This is a genomic window from Mesorhizobium sp. Z1-4, assembly GCF_004000235.1.
Lineage (GTDB): Bacteria > Pseudomonadota > Alphaproteobacteria > Rhizobiales > Rhizobiaceae > RCIO01.
Map to the genome: position 1 here is coordinate 521,173 of NZ_RCIO01000003.1, position 20,469 is coordinate 541,641.

General features: G+C 59.7%; 21 protein-coding genes. 9 read left to right on the top strand and 12 right to left on the bottom strand.

Translation table 11 applies throughout. The features are described from left to right. Positions 1-191: 191 nt before the first annotated feature. Together EP165_RS13915 and EP165_RS13920 are read left to right on the top strand one after the other, a co-directional pair. Positions 192-1,427 carry an NAD(P)/FAD-dependent oxidoreductase gene (locus EP165_RS13915; protein ID WP_127523403.1) on the top strand — a complete coding sequence of 412 codons (1,236 nt, stop codon included), beginning with the start codon at positions 192-194 and terminating at the stop codon, positions 1,425-1,427. A gap of 27 nt (positions 1,428-1,454) precedes the next feature. After that, positions 1,455-2,612: an iron-containing alcohol dehydrogenase gene (locus EP165_RS13920; protein WP_127523404.1), complete on the top strand. Its 1,158-nt coding sequence runs from the start codon at positions 1,455-1,457 to the stop codon at positions 2,610-2,612. Positions 2,613-2,681: 69 nt separating this feature from the next. Here EP165_RS13920 and EP165_RS13925 read toward each other — a convergent pair whose 3' ends face one another. The 6 genes from EP165_RS13925 to EP165_RS13950 form a co-directional block, all read right to left on the bottom strand. Then, complete coding sequence (locus tag EP165_RS13925) at positions 2,682-3,479, bottom strand: ABC transporter ATP-binding protein (RefSeq protein ID WP_127523405.1); 798 nt, start codon at positions 3,477-3,479, stop codon at positions 2,682-2,684. Further along, positions 3,476-4,555: a dihydrodipicolinate synthase family protein gene (locus tag EP165_RS13930; protein ID WP_348629562.1), complete on the bottom strand. Its 1,080-nt coding sequence runs from the start codon at positions 4,553-4,555 to the stop codon at positions 3,476-3,478. Before EP165_RS13930 ends, EP165_RS13925 begins: the two co-directional genes overlap by 4 nt. Continuing rightward, positions 4,552-5,361 (bottom strand): GNAT family N-acetyltransferase, encoded by an 810-nt coding sequence (locus EP165_RS13935; protein ID WP_127523406.1) that lies wholly within the window; start codon positions 5,359-5,361, stop codon positions 4,552-4,554. The genes EP165_RS13930 and EP165_RS13935 overlap by 4 nt, the downstream gene beginning before the upstream one ends. Further along, a complete protein-coding gene (locus tag EP165_RS13940; RefSeq protein WP_245440145.1) occupies positions 5,348-6,400 on the bottom strand; it encodes an NAD-dependent epimerase/dehydratase family protein in 1,053 nt (350 codons plus the stop codon). Before EP165_RS13940 ends, EP165_RS13935 begins: the two co-directional genes overlap by 14 nt. Continuing rightward, complete coding sequence (locus EP165_RS13945) at positions 6,397-7,203, bottom strand: ABC transporter permease (RefSeq protein WP_127523407.1); 807 nt, start codon at positions 7,201-7,203, stop codon at positions 6,397-6,399. Before EP165_RS13945 ends, EP165_RS13940 begins: the two co-directional genes overlap by 4 nt. A gap of 68 nt (positions 7,204-7,271) precedes the next feature. Beyond that, entirely contained in the window at positions 7,272-7,928 is a 657-nt protein-coding gene (locus EP165_RS13950) for a TetR/AcrR family transcriptional regulator (protein ID WP_127523408.1), read from the bottom strand. 136 nt (positions 7,929-8,064) lie between these two features. Between EP165_RS13950 and EP165_RS13955 the strand changes: the two genes are divergently transcribed. Next, positions 8,065-9,054 carry an ABC transporter substrate-binding protein gene (locus EP165_RS13955; RefSeq protein ID WP_501981683.1) on the top strand — a complete coding sequence of 330 codons (990 nt, stop codon included), beginning with the start codon at positions 8,065-8,067 and terminating at the stop codon, positions 9,052-9,054. 399 nt (positions 9,055-9,453) lie between these two features. On the opposite strand, the gene EP165_RS13960 is transcribed toward EP165_RS13955, so the two are convergent. From EP165_RS13960 to EP165_RS13970, 3 genes are read right to left on the bottom strand one after another with little or no spacing between them, the layout of a single operon-like run. Further along, on the bottom strand, positions 9,454-10,746 hold the full coding sequence (locus tag EP165_RS13960) for a TRAP transporter large permease (RefSeq protein ID WP_127523410.1): 1,293 nt from the start codon (positions 10,744-10,746) through the stop codon (positions 9,454-9,456). Further along, complete coding sequence (locus EP165_RS13965) at positions 10,743-11,273, bottom strand: TRAP transporter small permease (protein WP_127523411.1); 531 nt, start codon at positions 11,271-11,273, stop codon at positions 10,743-10,745. The genes EP165_RS13960 and EP165_RS13965 overlap by 4 nt, the downstream gene beginning before the upstream one ends. 6 nt (positions 11,274-11,279) lie before the next feature. Beyond that, on the bottom strand, positions 11,280-12,311 hold the full coding sequence (locus EP165_RS13970; protein WP_127523412.1) for a TRAP transporter substrate-binding protein: 1,032 nt from the start codon (positions 12,309-12,311) through the stop codon (positions 11,280-11,282). Positions 12,312-12,590: 279 nt separating this feature from the next. Between EP165_RS13970 and EP165_RS13975 the strand changes: the two genes are divergently transcribed. Both EP165_RS13975 and EP165_RS13980 read left to right on the top strand, forming a co-directional pair. Beyond that, positions 12,591-13,412 (top strand): alpha/beta fold hydrolase, encoded by an 822-nt coding sequence (locus EP165_RS13975; RefSeq protein ID WP_281040015.1) that lies wholly within the window; start codon positions 12,591-12,593, stop codon positions 13,410-13,412. 30 nt (positions 13,413-13,442) lie between these two features. Continuing rightward, positions 13,443-14,396 (top strand): SMP-30/gluconolactonase/LRE family protein, encoded by a 954-nt coding sequence (locus EP165_RS13980; protein WP_127523414.1) that lies wholly within the window; start codon positions 13,443-13,445, stop codon positions 14,394-14,396. A 160-nt stretch (positions 14,397-14,556) separates the two neighbouring features. Here the strand turns inward: EP165_RS13980 and EP165_RS13985 are convergent, their stop codons facing one another. The 3 genes from EP165_RS13985 to trxB form a co-directional block, all read right to left on the bottom strand. Continuing rightward, on the bottom strand, positions 14,557-15,174 hold the full coding sequence (locus EP165_RS13985) for a cysteine hydrolase family protein (RefSeq protein WP_127523415.1): 618 nt from the start codon (positions 15,172-15,174) through the stop codon (positions 14,557-14,559). A 303-nt stretch (positions 15,175-15,477) separates the two neighbouring features. After that, positions 15,478-15,792, bottom strand: a complete 315-nt coding sequence (trxA, locus tag EP165_RS13990; protein ID WP_206075910.1) for a thioredoxin — start codon at positions 15,790-15,792, stop codon at positions 15,478-15,480. Positions 15,793-15,831: 39 nt separating this feature from the next. Continuing rightward, the gene (gene trxB, locus EP165_RS13995) at positions 15,832-16,773 is read right to left on the bottom strand and encodes a thioredoxin-disulfide reductase (RefSeq protein WP_127523417.1); all 942 of its coding nucleotides are present in this window, start codon (positions 16,771-16,773) and stop codon (positions 15,832-15,834) included. Between the two features lie 156 nt (positions 16,774-16,929). Between trxB and EP165_RS14000 the strand changes: the two genes are divergently transcribed. Genes EP165_RS14000 through EP165_RS14015 form a run of 4 tightly spaced genes read left to right on the top strand, consistent with a single transcriptional unit; the run spans position 16,930 to position 20,441 of the window. Continuing rightward, complete coding sequence (locus tag EP165_RS14000; protein ID WP_164743041.1) at positions 16,930-18,282, top strand: UbiD family decarboxylase; 1,353 nt, start codon at positions 16,930-16,932, stop codon at positions 18,280-18,282. A gap of 21 nt (positions 18,283-18,303) precedes the next feature. Next, positions 18,304-18,933: a carboxymuconolactone decarboxylase family protein gene (locus EP165_RS14005; protein WP_127523419.1), complete on the top strand. Its 630-nt coding sequence runs from the start codon at positions 18,304-18,306 to the stop codon at positions 18,931-18,933. Between the two features lie 31 nt (positions 18,934-18,964). Next, positions 18,965-19,306 (top strand): EthD family reductase, encoded by a 342-nt coding sequence (locus EP165_RS14010; protein ID WP_127523420.1) that lies wholly within the window; start codon positions 18,965-18,967, stop codon positions 19,304-19,306. Continuing rightward, on the top strand, positions 19,299-20,441 hold the full coding sequence (locus EP165_RS14015) for an NADH:flavin oxidoreductase/NADH oxidase (RefSeq protein WP_127523421.1): 1,143 nt from the start codon (positions 19,299-19,301) through the stop codon (positions 20,439-20,441). Before EP165_RS14010 ends, EP165_RS14015 begins: the two co-directional genes overlap by 8 nt. Positions 20,442-20,469 lie beyond the last annotated feature (28 nt).

Consider the following 20,469-nt stretch of genomic DNA (forward strand, 5'->3'; position numbering starts at 1 on the left):
AAATACAACTAAACAGGCCCGTCCGGTGCGATACCGGATAGTGCCTCCTCCTGCCGGTGTTATCTCACGCCTTGGTGGGGCGAAACAAGGCGCAATGGCTGGCCCAGTGCCAAGATGCGCCTTGACACAGTGGAGTGCGTGACCGACCTAGCGCCATGCGCAGACCGGCGCCATCGACGGAGCAAATACGCATGACGCAGTCCTCGTTCGACGTGGTGATCATCGGTGCGGGGCATGGCGGAGTGGAATTGGCTGCCGCGCTTCGGCAGCACCAGTATTCAGGTTCCATCGCGTTGATTTCCGATCAGCCGGACCTGCCGTATCAGCGGCCGCCGCTCTCCAAGGACTATATCAAGCGTGCCGCCAATACTCCGGCGCTGGTTCTGAAGCCCGAGAATTTCTATGCCGACAATGCAATCGACCTGCGCCTTGGCGTGAAAGCCGAGGCGGTCGACCGGGAAAGCTGCTCAGTCGCGCTCTCGGATGGCACCAGCATCACTTATGGCCATCTTGTATTTGCCACCGGCGCGCGCAACCGCAAGCCGCCGGTGCCCGGGCTCGTTCACCCGAACGTGCTGGAACTGCGCACGTTGGCGGATGCCAACCGCATCGTGCAGGCGCTTCCGAACACCACGCATATCGCGGTTGTCGGCGGGGGGTTCATCGGGCTCGAAGCCGCCAGCCTGTTGCGCGGCATGGGCATTGGAGTCGATGTGATCGAAATGGCGCCGCGGCTGATGCAGCGTGCGGTTTCGGAGCCCATGTCGGAGTGGTTTCTCGCGCATCATCGGGGCGAGGGGAGCACAGTACACCTTTCAACGTCGGTTGCTGCCGTGGATCAGGGCAACGGCGGCGCAGATGTGCAGCTTTCCAGCGGGGGCACGGTGAAAGCCGATGCCGTTCTGCTCGCGGCAGGCGTGCAGCCCAACACGGATATTGCAGAGGCCTGCGGACTGGAGGTGGCGAACGGCATATTGGTCGACGAGCATCTTGTGACCAGCGACCCGGCCATATCCGCAATCGGCGATTGCGCAGCCTATCCCTCCGTCCATCTCGGCGGCATGGCGCGGCTCGAAGCGGTGCAGAACGCAGTCGATCATGCGCGCTGCGTGGCCGGGCGGCTCACCGGGCAAACGAAACCATATGCCGCGCTGCCATGGTTCTGGTCGATCCAGGGCGCCGCGCGGCTGCAGATTGCCGGGCTGTCGCGTCCCGGGTTAAACGGGATCATACGCAGGGGGGCAGACGAAAGCCGGTTTTCGGTGTTTCTGTATGATGGCGAGGAACTGGTGGCAGTGGAGTCGGTCAACAGCCCGGCCGACCACATGGCGGCGCGCAAGCTGATCGGCAGCGGCATCGAACTGACGCCACAGCAGGCCGGCGATCCCGCTTTCGACCTGAAGGCGCTGATTTCGGCGCGCGGATAGGGCTCAGACACTCTGGGGAGGAACGACTTGAAACCGTTCACATTCAACACCTCGCCGAGCATCCGCTTAGGTGCCGGCCTGATCGACACGCTGGGTTCGATCGCGCGGGAGCGCATGAGCGGCAACGTGCTCCTGGTCACGGATCCCGGCATGGTCGCAACCGGCATTGTCGGGCGCGCGGTCACTGCGATGGAAGCAGCCGGCATCGAGGTCACGCAATTTACCAAGGTCGAGGCCGACCCGCCTGAGGCGGTCGTGCTGGAAGCCGCGCAGGCTGCCCGCGACTGCAAGGCGAGCGGCGTCGTGTCGGTTGGCGGCGGTTCTTCGCTCGACGTCGCGAAGCTTACGGCACTTCTTGCCGGAGGCAGTGAAAGCCTCGAGGACGTCTACGGCGTCGGCAATGCGAAAGGGCCGCGGCTGCCGCTGATCCTTGTGCCGACGACCGCGGGCACGGGCTCCGAAGTCACGCCGATATCGATCGTCACCACCGGCACCAACGAGAAGATGGGCGTGGTTTCGCCGGTGATCCTGCCCGACATCGCTTTGCTTGACCCCGAACTTACGCTCGGTCTGCCGCCGCATGTGACTGCCGCGACCGGCATCGACGCTATGGTGCATGCAATCGAGGCCTATGCGTCGGCCAGCCCCAACAACAATCCGATTTCGCGCAAGCTCGCCACCGAGGCGCTGTCGCTGATGGGGCGGTCCATCGAAATCGCGGTGCTCGAGGGCAGCAATATCGAAGCGCGCTCGGACATGTTGCTCGGCTCCATGATGGCCGGCCAGGCGTTCGCCAACTCGCCGGTCGCGGCGGTGCATGCGCTGGCTTACCCAATTGGCGGGCATTTTCACGTGCCGCACGGGCTTTCCAATGCGCTGGTACTGCCGCATGTACTGCGCTTCAACACCAAGGTCGCGCACCAGCCTTATGCCGAACTCGCTCCTCATGCGTTTCCGGAACTTGCGAAATTCGAGGGGCAGGAGCGGGCGGAGGCGTTCTGCCAGGCGCTGGCGGATCTTTCCGAACGTTGCGGCCTGCCGCAGAAACTGCGCGATGTCGGCATCGGCGAAGACGTGCTGCCGACACTTGCACGCGACGTGATGAACCAGACGCGGCTGCTGGTGAACAATCCGCGCGAAGTGACCGAAAAGGATGCACTCGCGATCTACCGCGCTGCTTGGTAATAACAGCCGCCGGTCCGTGTCTTACCGGCCTCGTCGATTGCGACGGCACTGGCGGAATGCAAGCGGCGGCTAGGCGCTCATGTCCAGCTTGTCGTAGATCCGTTCCACATATGCGCCGAACTTGGGCGACGTTTTCACGCTGAGGGGACGGGGATAGTCGATATCGATGGCGAAATAGTCAGCCATGCGCGCCGGGCCTGCGCTCAACACCGCACAATGGGAGCCCAGAAATACGGCTTCCTGGATCCCGTGTGTCACGACGATAAACGTCTTGTTGCTTTGCTCGCGGATGCGCAGCAGTTCCAGGTTCATCTTCTCGCGCGTTATCGCGTCGAGTGCACCGAACGGCTCGTCCATCAGGACAAGCTTCGGGTCGTGAATAAGCGCGCGCGCAATCGCTGCCCGCTGCTGCATCCCGCCCGACAACTGATACGGATACTTGTCGGCCGCGTCCTTCAGTCCGACCATTGCAAGGAGATCGTGCGCCCGTTCGCGCACTTCCTTGCGGGGCAGGCCGAGAATATCGGCCGGCAACAATACGTTGTCGATAATGGAGCGCCATTTCAGCAGCAGCGGCTGCTGGAACACCATGCCAACATCGTGGCCTGCAACCGACCCGGCACCTTCCGGACCGATCTGCACCGAACCGCCGGATGCGTCATAAAGGCCAGCCAGAATTTTCAGGACGGTCGTCTTCCCGCAACCCGACGGTCCGACGATCGATAAGAGATCGCCTGCTTCGATCGTTAGGGTTACATCCTTGACCGCCACAAAGTCTTTGCCGCCGCTCTGGAATACCTTTTGGACGTTCTTGAGCGTCACCAGCGGTGGCTGGGCGTGTACGTTTTGCTGAAGTTCTTCAATCATTGGGAAAGCCACTTTTCCAGATTGCTTGAGACGAATGCGTCGTCCGAAATGTCTGCATGCGAGGTGCAGACGCGGTCGATTTCTTCTGCCTGTCCCGGCGAGAGACCCTCTTCGGGGTCTAGGCACACGACATTTTCGAGCAGGCCCTGGCGACGGAGCACTTCATGACAGCCTGCTATGCAGCCGTGGAAATTGTTCGCCACATCGAAAAACGCGGCGTTGCAATCGGTTACACGTGCATCGCGTCCAAGGAGTTCCGGATCGATGGGGTGATGGGCGTCCGCGCCGTGAATGCTGTCCAGCAGGTCGACGGCCGACTTCGTCCATACCGACCAGTGGCCAAGCAGGCCGCCTCGAAACCGAAGTGTGACAATCCCGTCATCGCGTGGGACCTGAAACGGAGTCATCAGGTCGGCGACAATGTGGTCGTCGTTGCCCGTGTAGAGTGTGATCCTATCTTCGGCATGTGCATCGGCAACGGCTCTCAGAACCTCAAGGGTCTGATAGCGGTTGAACGGAGCGACCTTGATGGCGACAACATTTTCGATGTCGCAAAATGCACGCCAGAAGTCATAGTCGAGCCGCAGGCCTCCGACGGCCGACTGCATGTAGAACCCGATGATCGGCATGACGGCGGCAACGGCGCGGCAGTGGTCGATCAGTTCGGAATGAGTTTTGCCCTTCAGCTTCGACATGCTGACGAGCACGGCATGATATCCGAGCTCGGATGCAGTGCGCGCTTCATTGACGGCCTGCTCGGTTTCGCCGGCAACGCCCGCGATAAGAACAAGGGGGCGGTCCGTCCAGGTCTGTGCTTCATCGGCGGCTAGGCGCAGAACCGGCTCGTACAAACCCGTCTCGCGGATTGCGAATTGTGTGGTGTGCACGCCAACCGCCATCCCGCCGCTGCCGGCGTCGATATAATAGCGAGACAGAGCCCGTTGGCGCCGCTCATCCAATTGGCGCCTGGAGTCCAGTGCCAATGGATGCGCAGGTATGACCGCACCTTTCTGCAGGATATTCCTCTGTGCGTCGGGTAGTTGCGCAAATGGCATCTTCAAGTCCTCGATCATCATCCGAATTCCGGTCCTGCAAGCGCATAGTGCCGCCAGGGCGCCACGGCTTCGGGCACTTCGCCAAGCGCCATGCGCAGCAGCGGGCGCTGGCGCTCAAATCCAAAATCCGTCAGCACGTCGGCAAGGCCTGCATTGTCAGGGACGTCCACGAGAATGTCGCCGCCAGTGAAGCTGATGGCGCTCTCAAACGACTTGAGCGCGCCTGCCTCTGTCAGCGCGCCAAGTGGGCCGAGCTGATGTGCGAAATCTCCGTCGCGCATGAAGCAAAAGGCGTCGTCTGTGCTGACACAAAAACCGGTGCGGTCGACAAATCGCGAAATCAGCCCGGACCGATCAGCGCCGAAACACTGGGCGTCGCGAGTGAGCGCGCCGGCGGTGTCAGGTGAACCTTTGCGCCCGGATAGGCCTCTTCCCTTGCCCCGCCAGCGAGTCCAGGCGGTAACTGGACGAAATCCGAGTTTGCGGTAGATCGGCTCGCCTAGGGGCGTCGCGTCCAGCAGCGCCGACCAGCCGGCCGTTCTGGTACGTTCCACACAATGGTGCATGAGGGCAGTGCCATATCCCTGTCCGCGTGCTTCCGTTCTGGTAAGCACCATGCTGATCCAGGCATATTTTCCGCCATAAGGCATGATCGCGGCGGTGGCGGCGATGCAGCCGTTACGCTCTATGTGGTACACCTCGCCCAGATCGAGAAACGCCTGCCAGTCGTCAGCGGTTTGATTCCATCCCGCTTCGCGGCTCAGCTCCATCGCCGCATCCCGTTGCGTCGCCCTCAGCGGCGCGATCTGGAACTTAGAATGCGCCATCGCGATTTTCGAATCCGGTCGGTTTGTTGTGGGACGTGCCGCCGCGGGCAACCCAATCGGCGGTCCAGTCGATCATCTTCTCAAGATCGACGGTCGGCGCTCCGAATATGGAAATGGCCTTTCGCGCGTCGGAAAGCCAGCAGGTCTCGGCTTCCGTCCCAACGATGATCGGGTCGCGCCCGAATATCGCGCCGAACCGCTCGGCCAGCCAGCGCACGCGAACGACGTCGCCGCCGGTAATATTGAGTGGCATCGATGGCACTTCGGCGCGGGTCAGGCATCTGAGTGCAAGTGCGTTCGCATCACCCTGCCAGATCACGTTCACATGCCCCATGGATACATCGACCGGCAGGCCGTCTTTTACGCGTACCGCTATGTCGTGCAAAACCCCGTAGCGCAGATCGATTGCATAATTGAGCCGGAAGAGAACGCCGGGCGTTCCGTGCTTGGCCGAGAAGTATTCGAATATGCGCTCCCGTGCGATGCAGGAATTGGCGTATTCTCCCGGAGGGGCCAGGGGGTCGCCCTCACGCGAGCCAGTGCCGTCGACATTGGTGAATGCGTATACGCAGCCGGTAGAAAACGCGACGATACGGGACCCTTTGAAGGCTTCCGCAACCATCGCCGGCATTACTGCGTTGGAAGCCCAGGTTTGCGGCTGATCACCATCAGATCCGAATTTGCGGCCCGCCATGAAGATAATGTTCTTCACCTTGGGCAGAGCGTTCACGGCTTCGGCGTCCAGCAGATCGCAGGGGATCGTCTCAACGCCATGGGCTTCGAGCCCGGCACGTGCTGCCGTACTGGAAAAGCGGGAGACGGCGATGACCTTCTTGGACGGCGCGGCGTTTTTCGCAAGTCGCGCGAGAGTCGGGCCCATCTTGCCGCCTACGCCGAGAACCATGATGTCGCCATCGATTGACTGCAGGTCGGTACGGAGCGCCTCTGTCGGACGCGTCAGAAAGTCGTCCAGCGCCTCTGTATCCTCGAAGCCGTCGGGCAGATCGTTTTGCATCAGGGTCGCGCTCGAGGGGATCATGACATTCTCGCATCGGTTGGAACAATGAGTTTTTCGGCCAGCAGCACAGCCATGTAGAGCAGGATGCCGATCAGGGTGATCAGGGTCACGGCCATGAACATGGCAGGTGTATCGAGCGAGGCCTGAACCTGGATCATCAGATAGCCAAGTCCGCGGCCCGAAGCGATGAATTCGCCGACGATTGCACCGGCTACACCAAGGATCGTCGCGACCTTCATGCCGGAGAAGATGTAGGGCAGGGCACCAGGCAGCTGGATGTACAGGAACATCTGCCAGCGGGTTCCCTTGAGGGTACGGACTAGGTCGAGAAGATCGGGTTCGATTTCCTTCAGGCCGCGAGAGGCAGTCAGCAATATTGGGAAGTAGCAGAGCGAAAACGTGATCAGTATGTTGGTTTGCACGCCATAGCTGAACCACACGATAACCAGCGGTCCGAGAGCAACCTTCGGGATCATGTTCGCCGTCACCATCAGCGGAAACACGAAGGCGTTCAGTGTTCGCGACCACGACAACAGCAACGCTGACACAATGCCGAGCACGACGGCCAGGGCGTAGCCGCCCAAGATCTCGATCGCGGTCGTCCACCCATTGCCGATCCAGTCGTAGCGGGGATCCAGAAGAGTAACGGCAATCTCGGACGGCGCGGGCAGGATGAATGTGGGCACATCCCAGAACCGAACGGCCGCTTCCCATGCCGCGAGCGCGCCCAGATGGGACAGCACCGTCATCACGCGCTGCTGCGTCTGTTGTCGCCTTCGCTCGGTCAGATCGGGAGTTTCTGTAGTGAGGTTCGTATCAGACATGCGCGTCGCCTCCCCGTGTCTTGCCGGACGTTACAAACGAATCTTCCAGCTGTCAACCAACTGGTTGGTTACTTAACTGAGATAGCTGAGATGACGAAATCGACGACGTGCTGTCGGCGTCGCGCGACCTGGGCGCCAGACGTCATCTTCTGATTAAAGATCACCGAAAGCGTGTTCTGGTTCGCAAAGAAGAAAAAGCACAGGCCCGCTATGGAAAGATAGAGATCGACCGAGCCGAAGCGGTCGTCAAATATACCTTCTTCGGCGCCGCGTTTCATGGTCTGTTCGATCAACTGGATAAGCGGGGAGTGGAGTTCCACTATACCGGTGAATTGCTTCAGGTGCCGCGCGTCCAGGCGGTTTTCGTCGCCGATCAGGGCAATGAATTCCGGGTGCTCAGCCAGGTAGTCGAACGAGAATCCGACAAGCGTTTCCATGGCCGCGCGAGGAGGAAGGTCGGCGAGGTGAAGCTCGCCTTCCTTGCTGCGGATGTCCGTGTAGATCTTTTCGAGCGCTGCCTGGTACAGCTCATCCTTGTTGCCAAAGTAGTGGTAAACGAGCTGCTTGTTCACGCCAGCAGAGTCAGCGATCCGGTCGACGCGGCCGCCGGCAAAGCCATGTTCGGCGAACTCAGCAATTGCTGCATTCAGAAGAGCTTCCGACGTGGCTGCCCGATCCCGCTTTTGCGGTGTCTTCGTGCGCGGTCTTATGTCAGTCGAGCCCATCAATTACCCCTTCGTTCGTGCAAATAACCAACTAGTTGACTGATTATATCGGATTTGCTTATGATTGACCAGCGCCCGGATGCTTGCGCGAAGAATGTCTGGCGCGAAATGCGTTACAATGGAGGGTCGCATGTTTATGAAAAACTCACGAAAGATGTTCGCCATTGCGCTGGTCGCCATGGCCACCACGCCGGCAGTGGCGTCGGAGGACATCAATCTCGTTCTCAACTGGGTGCCGACAGCGGATCATTCGCCGTACTTCTACGCCAAGTCCCAGGGTTGGTATGATGAAGTCGGCATCAGCCTGACCATCGAAGCAGGTCGCGGTTCCGGCGCAGCTGCGCAGCGGGTCGGTGCAGGAGCTTCGAAGATCGGTGTGGCCGATCTCGCAACCACGCTGCTTGCGAAGGGTAAGGGCGCAGATACCGTGGCCGTGATGGCTGTTTATGCAAACTCTCCTCAGGGCTTCTACTGGCTCAAGGAAAGCGGGATCACTGGGCCGGAAGACTTCGCCGGTCACTCCATCGGCAATCCGCCTGCCGATGCGTCGCGGGTCATGTGGCCGCTGTTTGCCCAAACCGTTGGTATCGAGCCGGATTCCGTCGAGTTCATCAATGTGTCGCCACAGGCCAAGCTGACCTCGCTCAAGAGCGGCGCGATCGATATCACCAGCGATTTCTACAACGAGCACGACCTCAAACTTCAGGCGTTCGGCGACGACCTGGGGTTTGTCGCCTGGCGCGATATCGGTATCAATCCTTACGGCAACTCGGTCATCGTGAATGGGGATTATCTGCGCGCCAATCCGGAAATCATCGCCAATTTTGTTGCGGTCACCCAGCGTGCATTCGCGTCGTGCGTGGAAAACGAGGATCCTTGCCTTGACGCCTTGATGGCCGACGTTTCCGGCCTGGACAAAGAGAACCAGCGCAATCAGTGGAACCGGATCAAGGAATTGATGTCCGACGAAACCACCAGGACGGTTGCCCTCGGAGCGTTCAACGGCGAGCGCATGGCTGCCGACTACGAAATGGTGCAGACCTATTTTGATCTCGAAAATCCTTTCGAGATCAACGCTGCCTACACCAACGACTTCCTGGATACATCGATCAAGATGGCCGAGTAATCGCCCTCAGAATCGACACGAAACCGGCGGGGCCTATGGGCCCCGCCAATCCTATGCGGCGCATAGTTTGACCGGAATCAACCGGCAAGACCGACCGGCGGCGGACATGTGCCGCTGCCGTTTCAATTTTCCAACCTGCGGTACGCGGTAAATCGATTTCTCCGGTGCTCACCCTGCGCTGAACAGGGCAAGTGGCCATCAGTGGTTTAAGGCAGGGAACAGCGGGCCGCGCTACCTAGCGTAGTTTCGTGCTTCGCGTACTGCCGCCGGACTTGGTTCCGGCCAGAAACCTAGTACCCTCATGGTAGCAGGTTCAAATCCTGCCCCCGCAATCAAACTCATGAGATTGTATGAATTGGAGCCGGGTTCGGTTGCGCACAGGTCGCTGGGCGAAGAGCCCTAGCCACTCATTGCCGGCAGCCACAGGCTCAGCGCGGGTAGGAAAGTAATCAGCAGCAGCCGCACGACATCCGCGATCCAGAACGGGGTGACGCCACGGAAGATCTTCCCGATCGGTACGTCGCGCACGACGTTTTTGAGCACAAAGACATTGAGGCCCACCGGTGGCGTGATCAGGCTGATCTCGGTCGCCACAACGACTACGATGCCGAACCAGATAAGGCTCATATCCATGCCGGCGATCACGGGGGTGAACAGCGGTACGGTCAGCAGGATCATGCCCATCGAATCCATCACGCAGCCCAACAGCAGATAGATCAGCAGGATCGCCAACAACACCTGCCAGTTTTCCAGGCTAGCATCGGTGACGAGTGCCAGCAGCTGCTCGGACATGCCTGAAAAGTTGATGAGATTGGCAAACAGGGTCGCGCCGATTAAAAGCGCAAAAAGCGAGGCGGTGGTCAGGGTCGTTTCAACGACGATCTGCTTGAACTTTGGCCAGGTCAGCTGACGCCGCATGAGCGCAATCAGCAAGGCACATGCCGCGCCGATGCCGGCGGCTTCGGTCGGGGTGAACAAGCCGCCATAGATGCCGCCGATCACGAACACAAAAAGCGCAACGATTGGCCAGATGCTTCTGAGGGAGGCCATGCGCTCTGACCAGTCTCTACGCGGAGCAGACGGTCCCAGTGCCGGGTTGCGCATTATCGTGACGCGCACTGCAAGCAGGTAAAGGCCGATGCCCAGAATGCCAGGGATGATGCCGGCGATAAACAACTCGCCGATATGGCTTTGGGTCATCACCCCGTAAAGGACCAGCACGACGCTTGGGGGGATGAGTATTCCCAAGGTTCCGCCGGCCGCAATCACGCCAGTGGCAAGCCCGTCATCATAGCCGTATTTCCGCATGGACGGCATGGCCACGCGGGCCATGGTGGATGCGGTGGCAAAGCTGGACCCGCATATGGCGCTGAAGCCCGCACAGGCGGTTATCGTGCTCATGGCCAGCCCGCCCTTGCGATGGCCGACAAAGGTGTTGCAGGCGGTATAAAGCTCTTCGGAAACTTTGGACCGCGCGACCAGATTGCCCATCAAGACAAACAGCGGAATGATCGACAGTTCGTAGCTCAGGGCCCCGTCAAACCCGGATTGGGCCAGAAGGCCGAGTGCGATTGTGGGATTGGTCAGCATGGCCAGCCCGACAAACCCCACAATGATCATGGCGAAGGCGATCGGCACGCGCGCAAAGATGAGGGTCAGCAAACCTGCAAAGGCGATAAGGCCCGATGTCATTCGCTAGGCTCCGAAGATTGGGTGGGGGATACTGGACGGTCCGGATAGAACAGGGCGCGCAGCGCCAGCGCGGCGCCCGCCAGACAGCTCATGGCCGCAATGCCAAATGCAACGAAGTGTTTGGGAATTGAGAGTTCGACCGAAACGTCGCCCAGATCGTGAAAATCGGTCCCGAGCTGATTGATCGCGTAGGCTAGGGCAAAGAGTGCACCCGCACTCACAAGGTCCAGCACACGGTTGGTCCCCAACACGACCGGCTGCGGCATGCTTGCTTCCAGCAGGTCAACGGTGATGTGGCGGCGTTCAGCGCTCACAATGGGCATTGCCGAGAACACGGTTAGCACCAGGCAATGAGCGATCATCTCGGCAGCACCGTAGATCGGAGCGTTCATGGCGTAGCGTGCAATGACGTCGGCAATGCTGATGCCAAGCATGACCAGAAGCGATGTGCTTGAAACCATTTTTAGGGTGAGGTCGATCCCGCGGGCAATTCTGCCCACGGGACCGGTGGTGTTGACCGGCTGCATTTCGGCCTATTCCAGAGGTTCCGCGCCAATGGCGGCCCAATACTCGCTCAGAATATCCTCGGCGTGGTCGTAGCCGCGGTCCTTCGCGTAGCTCAGCCAATCGGCCACCAGTTGCGCGCGAATATCCCGCACGGCTGAGGTCAGCGCCTCATCGGCAAGCTCGACACGCGCCCCTTGCTCGATCATGAGGTCGCGCGCTCGCTCGTTGCGGGCCGTGAACTCGGTGCCCATTCGATGGGCGAGTTCCGCGCCGGAAATCTTCATGATTGCTGACTGGTCTTCAGGCGAAATCCGTTCGAACGACGCCTTGTTGACCACCAGGAATATGCTGGCGTCATAGAAACCGCCGGGGATCTCCGTGTGGTAGGGCAATTGCTCGTCGATGCGGAAACCAACGACGTCTGAATAGGGGTTGAGCGATCCGTCGATGACTTTGCTCGACAGCAGCTCGTAGGATTTTGTCACTGAAGCGGCAACCGGCGTTGCGCCCAGCCCGTCAATGATTCCTTTTTGTACCGGGCCGCCCATGCGGAATTTCTGTCCGGCAAAGTCCTCGGCTGAGCCCATCACCTTCTCGCTGTGATGCACGGCGCCAGTGCCCATCATGAACAGGCTCAACAGCTGGACGTCGGCGTGGGTTTCGTCGCCGGACAGGTGGCGCTGAAAGGCATCCCAGGCTGCGACGCTTGTGAGCGCTGCATCGGCGTTGCCGAGCGGAAACTCCAGGAACTCGAAAATCTTAAATCGCTCAGGCTGGTAGGTGTAGGTGCCATAGGTGATGTCGACGAGGCCTTTGCGGGCAAAATCAAAGTGTTCTGCCGGCGGGCCAATCGGCTTGGGCAAGACGTTGACCTTGACCCGTCCTTCGGTGACTTCCTCGATCTGCTCCGTCCAGGGCAAGAAGCCCTCGGTATAGATCCAGTGGGTGGGCGGCACCCACGAGGACATGGTGAGTTCGATGGTCTCGGCGTTTGCGGCTCCACCGAATGAAGCGAGCGACACCGACAATGCGGCGACCTGCCAAAGTTTGATCGACATAGTTCCTCCCTTGACGCAAATTGCGCTGTTGCATTTCTAGATTATATAAGCTAATTATATTCTTTAGTGAATGTCAAGCGGATGTCGATCACGGCAATTGCGCAGCGCGGGCACCATGGCGGCCCGTTTAGGGCTGCCGGATCAAGGCGCCGGGACTTTTGGAGGAAACTGGCAATGACAGAACTCTCGATCCTCGCTTCCGCGGAGGCGGAGATGTTCGAAGCGCTTGTGCCGGACATAGGCCTGCGCGCACTCGAACTGGAAGTGGACGGGGTTGCCATGCGCACGCGGGTTGGGGAAATCGGCGAGGGGGATCCCGTCCTGCTTCTGCATGGGGGCGGGGGCGGTCTAGGTCATTGGGCGCCGCTTTTGCCGCATCTGGCCAATCGCCGCCTGATTGCGGTCGAGCGCCCAGGATGCGGCCAGGCATCACGCTTTGATTACGCGGGAATTGACCTGCACCAGCATGCGTGCGGATTTGTCGGGGCGGCACTGGACGCGTTGGAGATCGATAGCTGCGATCTCATCGCCAATTCGATGGGCGGGCTTTGGAGCTTGTGGTTCGCGTCGGACTATCCGGACCGGGTGAACTCCCTCACGCTTGTCGGAACGCCTGCCATATTCCCGGGCACCTCGGCGCCGGAATTGATGTTGCAGGCGGCAGGCAAGCAGCCGCCGGCGCTGGCCGATATCAATCCGCCGAACCTTGAGGAGGAACGCAAGAAGCTGAGACTGACAGGTCACGGCGATGCGCTCGAGCGGGGCCGAATTCCCCCGGTGATGTTGAACTATTTGGCCGCACTCAAGTGCAGGCCGTACTTCGCGCGCGATTTTCACGCGCTGATCTCCCATTGCATAGACGAACAGGGGGCCGTCCCCGGCGCCGGCATCAGCCTTGAGGACATTGCGGCATTGCCGCAGCCCACCTTGGTTATCTGGGGCGAGCGCGACACCTATGGCTCGGTCGAACAAGGCCGGCATGTCGCTGAACAGATGCGCAACGCCCGGTTCGAGGTCGTTCCGAATGCCGGCCACATTCCCTGGCTCGACAATCCGGAATTGACGGCCGGCTGGATCAACGAATTCCTGGCCAAAGTTTAAAAAGTACCGAAGCGGCAGAGAGGATAGAACGTGCCGATACCTAACCTGAGACTAAAAGCCATCGCGGTCGGCCTTTTGGCTGCTGCGACGATTTCCAACCTCGGACTTTCCGATGAGCTGGATCAGATCGCCTTGCCCGGAGAGACGTTGTTTCCAGAAAGCCTGGCGATTGACGAAGCTGGCGGTGTCTATGTCAGTAGCGTGCTCGAAGCCAGAATTCTCTATGTCACGCCGGAGCGCGAGATAGAGGATTTTGTTGCCCGAGGGGAGCACGGTCTGATCTCGGTGGGCGGACTGAAACTGTCATCGGACGGGACGACCCTTTTTGCCTGCAATTCGGATCTCGGCATGAACGAGTTTGCCGGGGCCTCGTCTCCAGCGCTTCTGGCGTTCGATGTATCTGACAAATCACTGACCGGGCGATGGGAACTGCCGGGCGGCGGGCTGTGCAACGATATTGCCATCTCCGAGGATGGCGAGGTCTATGTCACGGATTCATTTGTTCCGCGCGTCCTCAAGCTCTCGCCCGATCGAACCGAACTTACACCGATCTTGCTGGATCAAAGATTCACAGGCGAGGGGTTCAACCTGAGCGGTATCGTCCATACCAGCGACGGTCTGTTTGTGGCCAAGTTCAACAGCGGTGAACTCTATCACATTCCCATGGGCCCCAATGGCGTGCCCGGCGATGCTGTTCCACTTGCGTTGAGCCAACCGCTCTTCGCACCGGACGGGCTGGCGCTCTTGAACGAAAGCACGTTTCTTGTTGCCGAAAGCGCCGGAAGGTTGGTGAAGGTCACGGTCTCAGGTCATGAGGCTCAGGTTGAGGTTCTGGCCACAGACCTGCGCGCACCGACGGCTGTTTCGATCGATGACGGACAAGCCTATGTGCTGATCGGTCAGCTTGATCGGCTCCCGAACCCCCAGGGTTCGTCTCCCGCACCGGAACCGTTCCGGATCGAGATCCTGGACCTCGCCGACTAAAACGGCTGCCTGGGCCGGGTCGTAGCCGGCTGCCTGAATAGGGCGCCGCGGTTTCAAACCGCAAGCGTTCAGAGGCAGCCGGCGATGGTCGGCCGGCGTTTGAAATGACATGAAAGCAGTCGATGAAAGTATGTGCCGGCCTGCGGCTTTGTCCTGTTGATCAGATGCGGCTTGCTACATTGTCGACGGAAGCGATTTCCGCAAAACCGAATGCGAGTGCGCCCAAGGTCGCTCGCTGGGCATCTGCAGCAGAGACGGGACCATAGCCCAGATCCGGCATGTCGAAGGTTGCCGTGCCATCGCTCAGGAAGATCGTTTTGAACTCGCGGGCGTGTGCTTCGCGGGCTGTGGTCTCGCAGCAGAAATTGGTGGCGATACCGCCAATGACGACCGTATCTATCCCCTTTGAACGCAGGATGGTTTCAAGGTCGGTGCCATAAAAGGCGCCGAATTGCGGCTTCAGCAACAGGATGTCGGTGTCGTGCCGGTCGACGCGGTTGCTTAGTGCCGAGGAGGGGGCGTTTTCGTCGATGACGCCATGCTGCACCGGTTCCACCGTCATTCCCAGCGTGCCCACATTGGCATGATCGGGCCGAACCACATGGCGCGTCCAGATGATTGGGCAGCCCGCGTCTCGCATTTTTGATGCCAGCCGATTGAGGGATGTGACCACCTGCGGTCCCGCCGGAGCGGCGATTGGTGAACCCTCGACAAAGCAGTTCTGCAGATCGACACCGAGCAGTGCCGTTTTCTCCGGCATGATATGAAACTGAACCATGATCTTCCTCCCAGGCGGCCTTGTGGCGACCAACGCGAAAGGACCCGGATATGGGGTCCCTCACACAACCATCGAAAAGGGTAGGAAGCCTTAGTGCTTCTGTCAATAATATAAGTTACTTATCTAAAAACCGGAGAAGATGCAGGGCGAATTGTGCCTTTGCATCGACCCTTGGGCATGTGCGATTGAGTTGATGCAGGTGTGGTGAACCGCCTGAGCGTCACCTCAAAGCGGTCGTCGCATCCATGGAGGCTGGTCGGGTTCGAATCGCAAAGCGACGTGGAGAAGGGCAGGAGGAATTCGCTAGCGGCTGGCGACCCAATTGGCCAATTGAGCTTTGGTCATCACGCCGACCCGAGTGTCCACGACCACCCCTTGACTGAAAAGCATCAGGGTTGGCGCGGAGCGTATGTTGTAGCGTTCGATCGTGCCCGGGCACTCGTCGATGTTCATCTTGATGACGCGGACGTCGTCGCTGTCCCTGGCAAAGCGCTCCAGGATGGGGCTGAGCATCTTGCATGGACCGCACCAAGGGGCCCAGAAATCCACGACGACAGGGCTTTTTTGATTGATGACCGACTCCGTGAATTCGGCGTCGGTGATTTCAAGAACAGACATCGACAGGTTCCTCGATTGTGGTTGGTTTCTGGATCGGGGCTAGTGAGCGACGCCGGCCAGGAAGCGTTCGGCATCAAGAGCGGCCATACAGCCCGTGCCCGCTGCGGTTATGGCCTGGCGATAGGTCTTGTCCTGAACGTCACCGGCGGCGAAGAGGCCGGGCAGGCTCGTGCGAGTCGTGCCTGGCTCGGTCAGCACATAGCCGTCATTGTCGATTTCCACCTTGCCGGTCAGCAACTGGGTGCTGGGGCTATGGCCAATCGCGACGAATACACCATCGACCTCGATCCGGGATTGCGCGCCGGTGCGGGTGTCGCGAAGGGCAAGAGCGTTGACGCCATTGTCGTCGCCGAGGATTTCATCGACGCGCTTGTTCCATTCCACTGAGATGTTGGCTTTGGCTTGCAGACGATCCTGCAGCACTTTTTCCGCCCTCAGCGTATCGCGGCGATGCACGAGAACGACCTCGTTGCAGATCGCTGACAGGTACAGCGCCTCTTCGACAGCCGTGTTGCCGCCGCCAACAACGGCAACCCGGCGGTTCCTGAAGAAGAAGCCGTCGCAGGTTGCGCAGGCCGATACGCCGCGGCCGTTGAATTTGGCCTCGCTGTCGAGCCCGAGCCATTTTGCCTGGGCGCCTGTCGAGACGATCACTGTTCGGGCCGCATAGGTGAGGCCGCTATCGGTTGTGCATTTAAATGGCCGGGTTGAGGTGTCGATCCCGGTCACGATATCGCCGACCAGTTCAACCCCCACATTGAGCGCCTGCTGACGCATCTGCTCCATGAGCCATGGCCCCTGAATGGGATCAGCGAAGCCGCTGTAGTTCTCCACATCGGTTGTGGATGTGAGCTGTCCCCCCGCCTGCAGACCCTCCACTACAACCGGCTGCAGGTTCGCGCGGGCTGCATAGATAGCCGCCGTATAGCCAGCCGGGCCCGACCCGATGATGAGCACATTGCACGTTTTCAGGTTGGTCATTGGCCGCGGCCTCCTTGCTTCATTGGAAATACATATTGACAAGGGCTGGCAAAAAAGGCAATTAAATTAGATAAGAAAATAATATAAGATATAAACATGACGACACCCGTGAGCCACCAACCGCCCCCAGCGCCACTAGCGTCACTTGAGACCTCTTTGCGCGACTACCTCGAGAATCATGAGGGGTTGGTGCGGATTTCGAAGCCGGTGAAGCTCGATGATATCGGCGCGCTCAGCGCGCAGGTGGATGACCCGATTCTGTTTGAAAACATCGTCGGTCGGCCGGGATTCAGGCTCACGGATATTCACGTAAAGAACCGTCGGAACCAGGCTCGGGCGATCGGCACCACACCAGCCGACTATCTGCGTTCGCTGGCCTATCGGCTGCGCCAGCCTCCAACACCTTTCGCGATGGTCGAAAAGGGGCCGGCGCGGGAGGTGGTGCTCAAAGGCGATGAGGTCGATCTTTCGGCCTTGCCTATCCCCCGGCACAAGGAAGGGGATAAATACCCCTACATCACGGCCACCAATCTGGTTCGGGATCCGGAAACGGGTTTCTACAATTCCTGTAATGCCGGAACCACGGTTGTCGGGCGCCAGCGCGGCCTGATCAGCATCGTGACGGCGCACACCAACATCATCATGCAGAAATATGCGGCGCGGGGGCATAAGCGGATGCCGATTGCGATGATGGTCGGGGTGCCGCCGGCCTATGAGATCATGGCCAATTATTCCGGCCTTCACATGGATATGTGGGGCGAGATCGACATGGTCGGCACGATCATGGGCAAGCCGATCGAGATGATGCCGGCCGAAACGATCGACCTCTTGGTGCCTGCCCAGGCGGAAATGATCATCGAAGGCTACGTGCGGCTCGATGAGCGGTTCGAGGTCGGCGAGGTGACCTCTCCCTCAAAATACTATCTGCCGCAGCGTGAATGGATACCCGAATTCATCCCGGCCGCGATCACCATGCGCGAAGACAGGCCAATCTGGCGCAATCACCAGACCTGTCCGGATACCGACCATCAAACGCTGCCGCGCCTCTGTCATGAGGCGATACTCTACAACCGGCTCACCGAGATGGGATTGCAGGTCAAAGACGTTCGCTTTCCCAGTTGGGGAGGCGCGCTTTCCTGCATCATCCAGTTCGATTACCGGCACGATGGTTTCGTCAATGATGCGCTGATGGCTACGATGGGCGCGCCCTGGCTGAATACCAAAATCGTGGTCGCTGTGAGTCCCGATACCAATATCGAGGATGCCGGCGCCGTCTATCACGCCATCGCATCTAGATGCGATCCGGAGACCGACATCATTCGTGTCCCGAAAACGCGGGGGTCGCTCTACGACCCTTCTGCGCGGTCACTGCCCGAGGAATTCTATCCGTTCAGGCTGTCGGGGAAGATGGGGATCGATGCCACGATCAAGCGCCGTCAGGACTCCGCCGATTTCCGCCCCGCCTATCCCGTGAATTGGGGGCAGGTGCGGTTGAGCGACTATTTGTGAATCTGGTGTGAGGAGAGACCTATGAGTGATGACCAGAAGCCGGAAACGCGGGCGGAGAAGGAGCCATTGATCCCTTACGCGGATCACGAGAAAGCGCCTGCGCCTCTTCAGAAGCGCCTGGCCAACTACAATGCGCGCATGGGCTTTTATCCCAATGCCTTGCGGCTCTATCTGCACCGACCGGAAATCGCCGGATATCTGTGGGGGCTCAACGATGCGATCATGCGCGATGGCACCTCCACGCTCGACCAGCAGCTCAAACGCAAGCTCGGGGCGTATGCGAGCAAGCTCAATGGCTGCAAATACTGCACGACGCATCACTGCGAGGTTCTCAAAAGCCCTGGCGGCTTCGGTGCCGAGGGCTGGGACCTTTCCGATGAGGAACTGGGTGATCTGCTTGACGGTAACCCCGAGCCAAAAAGCGAGTTTGAACAGGCGTGTTTCGATTTCGTGGAGGCCGCCTCGCTTGACCCGACGGACATGCCTCAGGATGTGCTCGACGCGGTTACAATACACCTCTCGCCGCCGCAGGTCGTCGAGCTCGCTTCGGTGGTCGGCTTCTGGAAGATGTACAACACCATCCACGACAGCCTGAACATTCCGATCGAGCAACATCTGCTGGGCCGGAGCGAGACGGTGGGTATCGATTGATGCTCGACGCCCGTTGCCAAAAGAGGGCGCCATGACGGTGTCCTATTTCGTCATCTATCGCGGGTCCTCGGCGGACCAGCACCAATTCATTGCGCACTATGAATCGGTTCACGTGCCTATCCTTCTCACCCTGCCCGGCATTGTCGGGGTGACGGTGCACAATCCCGTCACCTGGCATGACAGCAAGCCTGTGAACGCCAGCCGGTTCGCCCTGATCGCCCAGTTGGAGTTCCTCAGCCGGGAAGCGCTTTGCGATGCGCTGCAGTCGGAGCAGCGCGCCCATGCTCGCGAGGATATGGAAGCCAACTTCCCCGCATTCGAAGGTGTCGTGTGGCACCAGGCGGTACAATCACAAAGGTATGTTCATGGATAAGCCCGTCGACTCCCGGCAAAGCGGGGAGAACGAGCGCCGTATCCTTAAAAGGCAACGTGATCCCTACCTCTTCCGTTCGATCGAACTGCGATCGATCACCGTCCGAAACAGGATCATGCTGTCGCCGATGTGTCAGTATTCGGCGCGGGACGGTATGCCCAATGACTGGCACCTGGTCCATCTCGGCGCACGCGCGGCGGGTGGTGCCGGGATCGTCTTCACCGAGGCAGTGCATACCGAGCCGCGAGGGCGGATTACACAGCATTGCCTGGGGCTCTGGAGCGACGAACAGCGCGACGCGTTCGCGCGGATTGCCAACTTCATTGCGACATCTGGCGCGGTTCCCGGCATTCAGCTGGGGCATGCCGGGCGCAAGGCTTCCGTCGGGAGGCCCTGGGAGGGATCCAATCCGATCCCGGCGGCAGAAGGTGGATGGGATGTGATTTCAGCCTCGGCGAAGAGCTATGCCAAAGATTGGCCCATCCCTCATCCGCTCACAGAAAACGAGATTGCCGATCAGACAACTTTCCTTGCCGCGAGCGCCCGCCGTGCGCGTGAGGCCGGGTTCAAGGTCATCGAATTGCACGCGGCCCATGGTTATCTCATCCATCAATTCCTGTCGCCGCTGAGCAATGATCGAACCGATGGATATGGCGGCAGTTTTGAAAACAGGACCCGTTTCCTGTTTGAATCGATTGATGCCATCCGCAGCGAGTGGCCGGGTGAGTTGCCCCTGTTCATTCGCCTGTCGGTCACCGAATGGGTCGAAGGCGGGTGGTCGGTCGATGATTGCATTCGTCTTGCCATCGGGTTGAAGGCGCATGGCGGCGTTGATCTGATCGACTGCAGTTCAGGCGGCAACGACCCGCGTCAGAAAATCCCGATTCACCCCGCCTATCAGGTTCCGCTTTCCCGCAGTGTGCGTGAAGGCTCGGGGATGCCGACAGGTGCGGTGGGGCTGATCAACTCGCCTGACCTTGCGGAGGCGATTATCGCCAATGGCGATGCGGATCTCATTGTCCTGGGGCGGACCTTGCTGGCGGATCCGGTTTGGCCTTTGCGCGCGGCCAATGCCTTGCGTGTGCCCGACAAAGGCGCATGGCCGGTTCAATACGAACGCTCGAACATCTTCTAAGTCGGGCCAGATGCCCAGTCAGGGAGTT

Excerpts from the sequence above, each read along its gene's own strand:
- EP165_RS13955 (WP_501981683.1), top strand. The coding sequence starts at position 8,065 with ATGAAAAACTCACGAAAGATGTTCGCCATTGCGCTGGTCGCCATGGCC.
- EP165_RS13975 (WP_281040015.1), top strand. The coding sequence starts at position 12,591 with ATGCGCACGCGGGTTGGGGAAATCGGCGAGGGGGATCCCGTCCTGCTT.
- EP165_RS13940 (WP_245440145.1), bottom strand. The coding sequence starts at position 6,400 with ATGATCCCCTCGAGCGCGACCCTGATGCAAAACGATCTGCCCGACGGC.
- trxB (WP_127523417.1), bottom strand. The coding sequence starts at position 16,773 with ATGACCAACCTGAAAACGTGCAATGTGCTCATCATCGGGTCGGGCCCG.
- EP165_RS13915 (WP_127523403.1), top strand. The coding sequence starts at position 192 with ATGACGCAGTCCTCGTTCGACGTGGTGATCATCGGTGCGGGGCATGGC.
- EP165_RS14005 (WP_127523419.1), top strand. The coding sequence starts at position 18,304 with ATGAGTGATGACCAGAAGCCGGAAACGCGGGCGGAGAAGGAGCCATTG.
- EP165_RS13945 (WP_127523407.1), bottom strand. The coding sequence starts at position 7,203 with ATGTCTGATACGAACCTCACTACAGAAACTCCCGATCTGACCGAGCGA.
- EP165_RS13935 (WP_127523406.1), bottom strand. The coding sequence starts at position 5,361 with ATGGCGCATTCTAAGTTCCAGATCGCGCCGCTGAGGGCGACGCAACGG.
- EP165_RS13950 (WP_127523408.1), bottom strand. The coding sequence starts at position 7,928 with ATGGGCTCGACTGACATAAGACCGCGCACGAAGACACCGCAAAAGCGG.
- EP165_RS13965 (WP_127523411.1), bottom strand. The coding sequence starts at position 11,273 with ATGCAGCCGGTCAACACCACCGGTCCCGTGGGCAGAATTGCCCGCGGG.
- EP165_RS13960 (WP_127523410.1), bottom strand. The coding sequence starts at position 10,746 with ATGACATCGGGCCTTATCGCCTTTGCAGGTTTGCTGACCCTCATCTTT.
- EP165_RS14010 (WP_127523420.1), top strand. The coding sequence starts at position 18,965 with ATGACGGTGTCCTATTTCGTCATCTATCGCGGGTCCTCGGCGGACCAG.
- trxA (WP_206075910.1), bottom strand. The coding sequence starts at position 15,792 with ATGTCTGTTCTTGAAATCACCGACGCCGAATTCACGGAGTCGGTCATC.
- EP165_RS13925 (WP_127523405.1), bottom strand. The coding sequence starts at position 3,479 with ATGATTGAAGAACTTCAGCAAAACGTACACGCCCAGCCACCGCTGGTG.
- EP165_RS13985 (WP_127523415.1), bottom strand. The coding sequence starts at position 15,174 with ATGGTTCAGTTTCATATCATGCCGGAGAAAACGGCACTGCTCGGTGTC.
- EP165_RS13970 (WP_127523412.1), bottom strand. The coding sequence starts at position 12,311 with ATGTCGATCAAACTTTGGCAGGTCGCCGCATTGTCGGTGTCGCTCGCT.
- EP165_RS14015 (WP_127523421.1), top strand. The coding sequence starts at position 19,299 with ATGGATAAGCCCGTCGACTCCCGGCAAAGCGGGGAGAACGAGCGCCGT.
- EP165_RS13930 (WP_348629562.1), bottom strand. The coding sequence starts at position 4,555 with ATGATGATCGAGGACTTGAAGATGCCATTTGCGCAACTACCCGACGCA.